Annotated in this window: 4 protein-coding genes and 1 pseudogene; all 5 read left to right on the forward strand. The window is 66.4% G+C overall.

Going from position 1 to position 10,988, the window contains the following annotated elements; genetic code table 11:
- Positions 1 to 5,606, forward strand: a pseudogene (locus tag ACTJK0_RS11200) (Ig-like domain-containing protein); the annotation flags it as partial.
- 298 nt (positions 5,607 to 5,904) lie between these two features.
- Positions 5,905 to 6,876, forward strand: a complete 972-nt coding sequence (locus tag ACTJK0_RS11205; RefSeq protein WP_440745214.1) for an AAA family ATPase — start codon at positions 5,905 to 5,907, stop codon at positions 6,874 to 6,876.
- A gap of 73 nt (positions 6,877 to 6,949) precedes the next feature.
- Complete coding sequence (locus tag ACTJK0_RS11210; protein ID WP_440745215.1) at positions 6,950 to 8,293, forward strand: DUF58 domain-containing protein; 1,344 nt, start codon at positions 6,950 to 6,952, stop codon at positions 8,291 to 8,293.
- The gene (locus tag ACTJK0_RS11215; RefSeq protein WP_440745216.1) at positions 8,290 to 10,902 is read left to right on the forward strand and encodes a transglutaminaseTgpA domain-containing protein; all 2,613 of its coding nucleotides are present in this window, start codon (positions 8,290 to 8,292) and stop codon (positions 10,900 to 10,902) included. The genes ACTJK0_RS11210 and ACTJK0_RS11215 overlap by 4 nt, the downstream gene beginning before the upstream one ends.
- Positions 10,902 to 10,988, forward strand: an 87-nt coding sequence (locus tag ACTJK0_RS11220) for a zinc-ribbon domain-containing protein (protein WP_440745291.1), incomplete at its 3' end; no start/stop codon positions are given. The genes ACTJK0_RS11215 and ACTJK0_RS11220, both read left to right, overlap by 1 nt.

A 10,988-nucleotide genomic window follows, 5' to 3' on the forward strand; every position in this document is an offset into this window, starting at 1 on the left:
TGTTTGTTGATGATGAGGCTGGTTCGACGTTGAACCAGGTGTCGCCGGCGAATATGCGCCTGGGTGGGGATAAGCAGTTGCCGGGGGCGGCTGTTGTGAGTTTTGGGGCGCGGACGATTTCGGTGACGGATGCTGCGTCGGGCAAGGTGTGGGCGGTGTCGCCGTCCACGGTGAATGGTTTTGATAAGGAAGCGTCGGAGCCTGTGGTGGTGGGTTCGGCGGGGATTGTGTCGGCGGTGGGGTCTGATGACCGGATTTATTCGGCGGATCCGAAGACCGGGGCTGTGACGGTGACGGGGGTCGATGCTAATGGAGCGGTGACGTCGTCGGAGTCCAGTACGTGGGATGGGCTTAAGGGTGCCGGGGATTTGCAGATGACGGTGGTGGGGGACCGGCCGGTGGTGTTGGATGCCGCTGCGGGGAGCCTGTTTTTGCCTGGGGGTAAGCGGCTGGCGTTGGAGGATGCGCGGGATGCGAAGTTGCAGCAGCCTGGGCCGGGCAGTGATGTTGTGGCGGTGGCGACACGGAAGGCGTTGTTGAAGCAGCCGTTGGATGGTGGTTCCGCGAAGACGGTGGCGTTTGATGGCGAGGGTGTTCCGGCCGCTCCGGTGCAGTTGGGTGGGTGTGTGCATGCGGCGTGGTCGGGTGCGAACAAGTATGTCCGGGACTGTGTCAATGATGCTGATGATAAGAATGTTGCGGTGCCGAAGGCGAGTGCGTCGCCGTCGTATGTTTTCCGGGTGAACCGGGACCTGGTGGTCCTGAATGATGTGAACTCGGGGAACGTGTGGTTGGTGAACCAGAACATGCAGCTGGTCAACAACTGGGACGACGTCATCCCACCCAAGAACCAGTCCGACGACCAGGACCAGGAGTCGGCGGACAACAACACCATCAACATCCTGCCGGACCGCACCAAACCCAACCGTCCGCCGGAAACCAAGCCCGACGCCGTCGGAGTCCGCCCGGGCCGCACCACCATCCTCAGCGTCCTGGACAACGACTCCGACCCCGACGGCGACGTCCTCACCGCAGCAGTGGGGGACGCCGGACCCAAATCGGGAACGCTGGAAAGCATCTACGGCGGCACCGCCTTCCAGATCACCGTCCCCGCAGACGCCAAGCCGGGCAACGAGACCTTCAACTACACTGCCTCGGACGGCCGCGGCCTGTCCGCCACGGGCCAGGTCACGCTCAGCGTGGTGGGACCCGACGAAAACAAGCCGCCCAGGTTCAAGCGCGGGGAAGACACCACCATGCTGGTGGAACAGGGCAAGACCGTCAGCCAGAACATCCTCACCGACTGGATCGATCCCGACGGCGACGACCTGGTCCTGCTGGACGCCAAGGCCGACAACGACCAGGACCAGGTGAAGGTCCGGCGCGACGGCCTGCTCACCTTCCAGGATTCCGGCGCCACCGCCGGCAAGAAGAACGTCCAGGTCACCATCTGGGACGGCCGTGCCACCGTCACGGGCAAGGTGGTGGTCAATGTCCAGCCGCCCGGCGCCCTGGCACCCGTGGTCAACGCCGACCACGTCACCGCCGTGGTGGGCCAGGACCTGGTCATTTCCCCGTTGAAGAACGACGTCGACCCCAACGGAGGTGCCCTCCGCCTGGCCCAGGTGGAAGCCAATGGACCCGCCGAACTTGGCCCCGTCACCGACGGCGGAACCTTCACCTTCCGCAGCAGCACCCCCGGCCCCGTCTACCTGACCTACATCGCCAGCAACGGCCCCCAAAGCAGCCAGGGCCTCATCCGGGTGGACGTGGAATCCGGCAACGACGGCGGCGACCCCGTGGCAGTCCATGACGTTGCCCTGATGCCCACCGGCGGAAGCGTGCTGCTGGACCCCCTTGCCAACGACTCCGACCCCTCCGGCGGAGTCCTGGTGCTGCAGTCCGTGAAGCTCCCGGACAATGCGACGGTCTCCGTCAGCGTGATCAACCACAGCGTCCTGCGCATCACGGACATCCTGGGGACCAAGGACCCCATCCTGTTCGAATACACCATGTCCAACGGAAAGAAGTCGGCCACCGGCTCAGTCTCCGTGGTGCCGGTCCCGGCGCCGGCCGTGGTGGAAGCACCCCAGCCCAAGCCGGACGAGGTGAATGTCCGCGTCAATGACGTGGTCACCATCCCCGTCCTGGACAACGACACCCACCCGCAGGGGCAGGAACTGACCGTGGACCCCGTCCTGCCGCAGGCGGTTGATCCTGCCGACGGGAAGAGCTTCGTCTCCGAGAACACGCTTCGTTTCATCGCCGGCAGCCAGCCCAAGACCGTACGCGCCATCTACAACGCAGTGGATCCGCAGGGCCAGAAAAGCGCCGCCGCCGTGACCATCCACATCCTTCCGCTCGAAGGCGCAGAGAACTCCCGGCCCCAGCCGCGGAACCTCACCGCCCGCGTCGTGGCTGCCGGCACCGTCCGCATTCCGGTTCCCCTGGACGGCATCGATCCGGACGGCGACTCCGTGCAGCTGACCGGCATCGACAGCACCCCTGCCATGGGAACCGCCACCGTCGGCAGCAACTTCATCGACTTCACTGCTGCCGGCGACGGCGCTGGTACCGACACGTTCCGCTACAAGGTGGTGGACCGCCAGGGCGCCGTGAACACGGGAACCGTCACGGTGGGTATCGCGCCCCGCGGTGACATGAACCAAAAGCCCACCCCGGTGGACGACGAGGTTCGGGTGCGCCCGGGCCGACAGATCGCCGTCGATGCCCTCGCCAACGACACTGATCCCGACGGCGACCGCATCCGCATCCTGACCGATGGCATCGAGGCCGACCCGGCCCTCCAGGCCACCGTCAGCAAGAACAGCGGCCGCATCATCCTCCTGGCCCCCAACGTGGCCGGCACGGTCAACGTGCGGTACACCATTGCCGACGACCGGGACGCCACGGCACAGGCCACCATCCGCCTGGTAGTCGATAACGAAGTCCCGCTGAAGGCACCGATCGCCCGCGACGACAGGGTGACGTCCGCCCAGGCCATGGGCAAGACCGCCGTTGACGTTCCCGTCCTCAAGAACGATGAGGACCCCGACGGCGTGGGCGAGAACCTGAAGGTCAGCACGGACGCCACCACCGCCCGGCCGGGCGGCAACGGCAATGTCCTGGTGGACCTTACTGAACAGCCACAGCTCATCCCGTACACCGTGGAAGACGTTGACGGCCAGCAGTCCACGGCCATCATCTGGGTGCCGGGCCTGGGCCAGCAGGTTCCCACCCTGGCCAAGGACGAGGTCATCGAGGTGGTTGCCGGGCAGTCCGTCGACGTCGACCTGAAGGAATGGGTCAAGGTACGGGAAGGACGTTCACCCCGGTTGACCCAGGCTGACCGGATCAAGCTCATCGGTGCCGACGGCGGCGATCCGGTAACGCGCGACGGAACCGGCCTGAAATACACCGCAGGAACAGACTATGTGGGCCCCGGCTCGCTCACCTTCGAGGTGACCGACGGTACCGGGCCGGACGATCCTGCCGGACTGAAGTCCACCCTCAGCATCCGCACCAAGGTCCTGCCGGACCCGGACAGGAACAACCCGCCCGAACTGCTTGGTGCCAATGTGGATGTTCCCAAAGGTGACTCCACGGGCACCGACCTCGGCAAACTCACCTCAGATCCCGACCAGGACGACGTCGAGAAGATGAAGTACGAACTGGTGGGCGACTCGCCCGGCGGGTTCAATGCACGCATCGAAGGCAAGACGCTCAAGGTTTCGGCGGCCGATTCGACGGCAACCGGAACCCGCGCCGCCGTGCAGGTCAAGGCAACCGACCCCCGCGGGCTCGAGGCAACCGCCACCTACCAGCTTGCGGTGACCGCCTCCAACCGGCCCAAGCCGGTGGCCAACGACGACGTGGAACCCAATGCCCCCGCCGGCAAACCGGTGACCATCAACGTGCTGGCCAACGACGCCAACCCGTTCCCCGAAACACCGCTGAAGATCATTGCCGCGAACACCGAAACGGGCAGCGGCAATGTGGGCGTCAATGGTGACTCCGTCACCGTGACACCGGCGCCCGGTTTTACCGGAACCATGGTGGTGGCGTACACGGTGGAAGACAAGACGCAGGACAGCTCCCGGCATGCCACTGCGCGTGTCCGGCTGACCGTCAAGGACAAGCCTGCAGCACCCACCACGCCGCAGGCACAGAGCGTGGGCGACCAAACCGCGCTGCTCACATGGTCCGCGCCGGCGGACCGGGGCTCCGCCATCACCAAGTACACCGTCTACGGCGAGGGCGGGTTCCGGCAGGAGTGCCCGGCCAACACCTGCACCCTGAACGGCCTGACCAACAACACCACCTACCACTTCCAGGTGACAGCCACGAACGAGTTCGGTGAGTCCGAGCGGTCGCCGGCCTCTGCCGATGTCCGCCCGGACGTGAAGCCGGATACCCCGCTGGCACCGTCACTGAAGTTCGGAGACAGGCAGCTCACGGTCAACTGGACAGCGCCGGCGAGCAAGGGATCGCCGGTGAAGTCCTATGACCTGGAAATTTCGCCGGCTCCCGCAGGCCAGAACGCCCAGATCCAAGGACTGACGTCCGCCAGCTACGTGTGGAAGGGCCTGCAGAACGGCGTGTCCTATAAGGTCAGAGTCCTGGCCCGCAATGATGCCAAGGACCCATCCGAGTGGAGCCCCTATTCTGCGGCCGAAGTCCCGGCCGGCGTCCCTGCCACTCCGGCGGCGCCGAGCGTGGCACAAGCGACGCCGGTTGGTTCACAGAGCCAGTTGCGCGTGGTGTGGTCCGCGCCCAACAACAATGGCGACGCTGTTTCCGCCTACACGCTGACGACGCTCCGGGGTGGAGCCGCGATTGCGAGCCAGCAAGTGGCAGGCACCTCGCAAAACGTCACGGTGGATAACTCAGAGTCCAGCTACACCTTTACGGTGTCGGCCACCAACAAGGCGGGTACCGGCGCCACGAGTGCTCCCTCGGCAGCAACGCGGGCAGTGGGCAAGCCCGGAACCGTGGCGGCCCCCAGCGCAACCCTCATGGACACAAATGGCAACGGCGGCAAGATCGATGTTCGATTTACGCCGTTGACGGACGCCCAGCGGAACGGCTCGTCCCCAACGGAAATCACCTACCGTTACAGCCTCACATCGGGGGATGGCTCCGGTGCCATTCCCGCCGGTGGAGGCGTGGTTTCGGCTCCCAATGGCACCCAAACATCGGTGGTGGTGTGGGCTGTGTCCTCGCGGAGTACCACCGCCGGCGATGCCAGCGCACCGTCCAATGCGGTCGACCCTTACGGACTCGCTTACGCTCCCACGGTGACCGGCAGCAAGAGCAGCGGCGTCGGCGACAAGACAGTCTCCTGGACCTGGAACCAGCCAAACGGCAATGGCCGGGCTGTCACCGGCTACCAGATCAGCCTGGACAACGGTGCATGGCAGGACACAACCCAGCGGTCATTCTCCAAGAGCGTGGGCTACGACGAAACGCACACGCTGGAGGTGCGGGCGATCAGTGGGGGCCAGCCCGGACGGATTGGCAGCGACACGTCGCGGAGCGGTTCCGCGCCTCCACCCCCGGGACCCAAACTGTGGAATGTCACTGTCCGGGTCAACAGCTGCCTCGAGGAAGCGAAAGGCAGTGGTGACCACTGGTCCAGCGGAACCTGCACGTCCTACATGATGCCGCAGGGCTCCAACCTTGGACTTGAGTGCTACCGCGATGGATGGGGTTCGAGCCGCTGGTTCTATATCTATGAACGGAACGGCAGCCGATGGACCAATCAATACCGGTTCATCCGTGCTGACACCATTACCGGCTCGACTGCAGGGATGGGCTCGTGCCCGGCCAGCTACTAAGACATTTACGACCTGATCTTTCCAACGACCAGTTCAACCAGTTACAACCAGAGGAAGAACAAATTTCATGACGATGACCATTGAGCAGGCCGAGTGGTTTGCTGCCACGTTCGAAAAGCTGGTCGCCAACGTGGGGCAGGCGGTGCTGGGCAAGGAACACGTCATCCGGCTGACCTTCACCGCCATGCTGGCCGAAGGCCACGTCCTGTTCGAGGACGCCCCGGGGACGGGCAAAACCTCACTGGCCCGCGCCCTGGCTGCCACCGTGCAGGGCTCCAACAACCGCATCCAGTTCACCCCGGACCTGTTGCCCTCCGACGTCACCGGTGTGACCATCTATGACCAGAAGACGCAGAAGTTCGAGTTCCACAAGGGTCCGATCTTCAACAACATCGTCCTGGCCGACGAAATCAACCGCGCCTCGCCCAAGACGCAGTCGGCGCTGCTGGAGGTCATGGAGGAATCCCGCGTAACGGTGGACGGCGTCACGTACTCCGCAGGCCGGCCGTTCATGGTCATGGCCACCCAGAACCCGATCGAGCAGGCAGGCACCTACCGCCTTCCCGAGGCGCAGCTTGACCGCTTCCTGATCAAGACTTCCATCGGTTACCCGGACCACGCATCCACCGTGCGGCTCCTGGGTGGCAGCAACCTGAAGGACCGCTCCAAGGAACTCTCCGCCGTCATCACCACCCAGGCCGTGGCGGACATGGCCGATCTCGCCGCAACGGCACATGTGGATACCGCCGTGCTGGAATACATTTCCAGGCTGTGCGAGGAAACCCGCAACGCCCCGGAGACGCGCCTCGGGGTGTCTGTGCGCGGTGCCCTGGCCATGGTGCGGGCCGCCAAGGTCTGGGCTGCCTCGCAGGGCCGAAACTTCGTCCTGCCGGATGACATCAAGGAACTGGCCCCCGTGGTGTGGACCCACAGGTTCGTGATGGACCCCGAGGCAGAGTTCTCCGGCGCCACCGCCGAGGCCGTGCTCACCAGGATCCTGGCCGACGTCGCCGCCCCGCAGCAGCGCACCACCGCCTGACCCGCCAGGCCGCAGACCACAACCCTGCAGCCATCTCCATCCCATTCCAGCGCAACAACGAAGGCATACCCCTATGTCCGACGGCACGTCCAGCGGAGCCCCGTTGACCCGGCTCGGGGAGCGTCTCCAGCAACTCTTCCACCGGAACGGCCGCCCCACCCGACTCCACCCTGCAGCGGTGTGGTCCGAGGCCAGCAGCACCGCCCTCCAGGCCCTGGCGCCCGCATGGCGGGCTGTTCGCCATACCTGGTTGAAGTATGCGTGGCCGGTGCTTTCCGTGGTCAGCATTTTGGGCTGGTCCGTCCTGGCCGCCGCCATCCTGCTCTGGACCACAGGACAGGCCTTCGGCTGGCAGGAAGCCACGGCGGCGGCCATTGCCGCCCTTGTCATGTTCGTCATAGCGGTGGCCTTCATCCTGGGCCGGTCCTCGTACGGGGTGGTCCTGGACCTGGCCCGCACGCGGGTGGCGGTGGGGGACAGCGCCGTCGGCAGCATTGCCGTCTCCAACACCTCCGCGCGTCCCCTCCTGCCCGCGGTGCTGGAACTGCCGGTGGGCAGCACCACGGCCGTGTTCCACCTGCCCCGGATGAAGCCCGGGCAGGTGCACGAAGACCTGTTCACCATCCCCACCGCACGGCGCGCCGTCATCGTGGTGGGACCCGTCCGCTCCGTGCGGGCAGACCCGCTGCACCTGCTGCGCCGCCAGGTCCTCTGGACTGAGCCGGAGGACCTCTTCGTCCACCCGCGGACCGTGGCACTGGCCGGCTCCGCGGCAGGCTTCATCCGCGACCTCGAGGGCATGCCCACCACGGACCTCTCCAGCGCCGACGTCTCCTTCCATGCCCTGCGGGACTACGTCCCTGGCGATGACCGCAGGCACATCCACTGGAAGACCACCGCCCGGACCAACAAGCTGATGGTGCGCCAGTTCGAGGAAACCCGCCGGGCCCACCTGGCCATTTCGCTGTCCATCAACACCGAGGAATACGCTTCCGAAACCGAGTTCGAGATGGCCATCTCGGTGGCTGCCTCCATCGGCCGGCAAGCCATCCGCGAACAGCGTGAACTGGATGTCCTGACCCAGAAGGGCCCCCTGCGCTGCGAGACCGGCCGCAACATGCTCGATGACATGACCCGGATCGTCGGCGCCCCCATGCGCCGCACCGCCGTCGACCTCGCCCGGACCCTGGCCGACACCGTGCCCAACGCGTCGGTGGTCTTCTTCGTGGTGGGCAGCAACGTAACGGCAAGGCAGCTTCGCTCCGCCGCCGCCTCCGTCCCGCCCGGTGTGCGCAGCCTGGCCGTCAGGGTGGAAGCCGGCGCGGCCCCCACCCGGGCCAACATCGCAGACCTTACTGTCCTGACGCTCGGCGACCTGGCCGACCTCGCCATCGTGCTGAGAAAGGCGGCCGCATGAGCACCGCACCGGGCCCGTCCCCGCAAACGCACATTCCGCAGACCCGTACCCGCCGCAAGGTGGCCGACCAGGAGTCGGCGTTCGCGGACGGCCAGCCGCTGTGGCACTTCCTGCTCGACGCCGGGGCCCTGGTGGTCCTGCTGGGCCTGGGGCTGCTCGGCTTCGGCCTGAGTTTCGGCGGGGACCCGTACTACCTGCTGTCGGGTTTCGGCGGCATCATCCTGGGCCTGGCCATTGGCGTGGCCAACGCACACCTGCGCCTGGGGCTGCTGATCACCACTGCACTGGCCCTTGTCGCATACCTCGTCTTCGGCACCTGGCTCGCGGTCCCTGATGCCGCCCTCGCCGGCTTCGTCCCCTCCCTGGATTCGCTGCGGACCCTGCTCCTCGGCGTCGTCTTCGCCTGGAAGGACATGCTTACAGTGGGCGTGCCCGTGGGCACTGCCGGCGGCGTGCTCATTGTCCCCTTCCTGAGCTCACTGATCACGGCGCTCGTGGCCGCTCTGCTGACGTGGCGCACCAAGAGCCCCTACCTGCCCCTCCTGCCGGTGCTGGTCCTGTTCGTCACGGGCATCGCCTTCAGCACCAACGCGGCGTTCCTGACCCTGGAACGCGGCATCGGCCTGACCGTCCTGGGCATCGCCTGGGCAACGTTCCGCCGGGACGCCCTCCGGCGGAGCAACACCCGCCGGGTGTCCGTGAACAACCCGCAAACGGACACCGCGGCCGCACGGCGTGCCAGGATCCGGCGGCTGGGCATGGCTGCGGGAGTCATTGCCGTCAGCGTCGGGGTCACCGCGGTGGCCGCACCGCTGGTCAGCGCAGGAGAGGACAGGAAAGTCCTCCGCAACGTGGTGGTGCCCCCGTTCGACCCCAAGGACTACATCACGCCCCTGGCAAGCTTCCGCACGTATGTGAAGGATAAAAAGGACGACACCCTGTTTGTGGTCAAGGGCCTCCCGCGGGACGGCCGGGTCCGGCTCGGCGCCCTGGATGCCTTCAACGGGACCAACTACAACATGGACCCCAATGGCTCGGGAAACTTCAGCAAGGTGGGCGATGCGAAATCCATCAACACCCTCGCCGACTCATCCGGTGTGGTGCCCACCAACGACTACTCGATCAGCATCAACATCGAGGACTACCAGGGCTACTTTGTCCCGGGCGGCCGGAAAACGACCGGCATCAGCTTTGACCAGTCCGGCTCCGCCGCCGCTGCGGGCCTCTACTTCAACCCTGGCTCCGACACCGCTGTTACCACCAGCGGGTTGTCCCGCGGTGACTCCTACAGCGTCCAGGTCTCCGACCCCGTCAAGCTCGAACACGGGCAGCTGACGCAGTACGACTTCGCCAAGATCTCACTCCCGGACCCCCAGGAGGTGCCTCCGGTGGTGGGTTCCCAGGCCAACGACCTGTCCGCCGATGCGCCAACCGCCATTGACCGGGTGCGCCAGATCGAAGCCCACTTTCAAAAAACCGGGGCGTTCAGCAACGGGCTGGTCAGTGAAGGCCAGCTGCCCAGCGTCTCCGGCCACGGCTCGGCCCGCATCCGCAGCCTGCTGACGGCCAAGCAGATGCTTGGTGACGATGAGCAGTACGCGGTGGCCATGTCCCTGATGCTCCGCCACCTGGGCATCCCGTCCCGGGTGGTGATGGGTTTCTACCCGGAGCCGACCAGCCCGGAGAACGGTGCAGGTGAGGTGAAGATCACCGGCAAGGACGTCCACGCCTGGGTTGAGGTCGCCTTTGAACGGGTCGGCTGGGTCAGCTTCGATCCCACCCCGCCCAAGGACAACATCCCCATTCCGCCTGACCCCGAGAACAAGTCCAAGCCCAAGCCGCAGGTGCTGCAGCCGCCGCCCCCGCCGCAGGAGCCGGCAGACCTGCCGCCGGATTCGTCACCGGACGCGCTGGACGCCGACCAGAAGAAGAACAACCCGTGGCTGTTCTGGGGTTCCCTCTTGGGTGCCCTGGGCGTCGTCGCGATCCCGCTGGTGATCCTGGCGCTGCCGCTGTTGCTGATCGCCCTGTTGAAGACACGACGGCGGAAGTCGCGTTTCCGCGACGGGCACCCGGCCCAGCGTGTGGGCGGAGGATGGAACGAGGTGGTGAGCCTGGCGACAGACCTGGGCGCCGCCGTAGACACCCGCTCGACGCGGCGGGAGAGTGCTGCCGTCCTGGCCGAAGCGTTCCCTGCCACCCAGGGAACCACCACCATGCTGGCGCGCCGGGCGGACGCCTCGATCTTCGGAGCGGGGGAGCCCACGGAGGAGGAAGTCCGCGAGTACTGGACCATCGTTGACGGGTCCCTCAAGGAGATGACGTCCTCCATCGGATTCTGGCGGCGCCAGCAGGCACGGTTCTCGCCGCGGTCGCTTCTTGCCGACGCCAGGACCGCGATGAACTCCGGCAAGGGCCTCACGCTGCGGGGCGGCCGCGTGGCGCTGCCGGCCCTGGGCGGGATCCTTGCCGCGCGCCGCCGTCGTGTTGCCGGCGGGACCGCTGCCGGGGACCGGGCCGGAACGCCGGACGCACCTTCAGCGCCCCGGCCGGAGACGCCGGGCCCCGACATGAACGAGCCAAACCAGCAAGGACCCAACCAGCAGTGATGCCCGACGCCGAACGCTGCCCGCGCTGCCAACAGCAGATCCGCGGGGGAGCCACCTTCTGCACCGCCTGCGGCGCGCCGCTGCCC

This window comes from Paenarthrobacter sp. 22069 (assembly GCF_052046035.1).
Classification (GTDB): domain Bacteria; phylum Actinomycetota; class Actinomycetes; order Actinomycetales; family Micrococcaceae; genus Arthrobacter.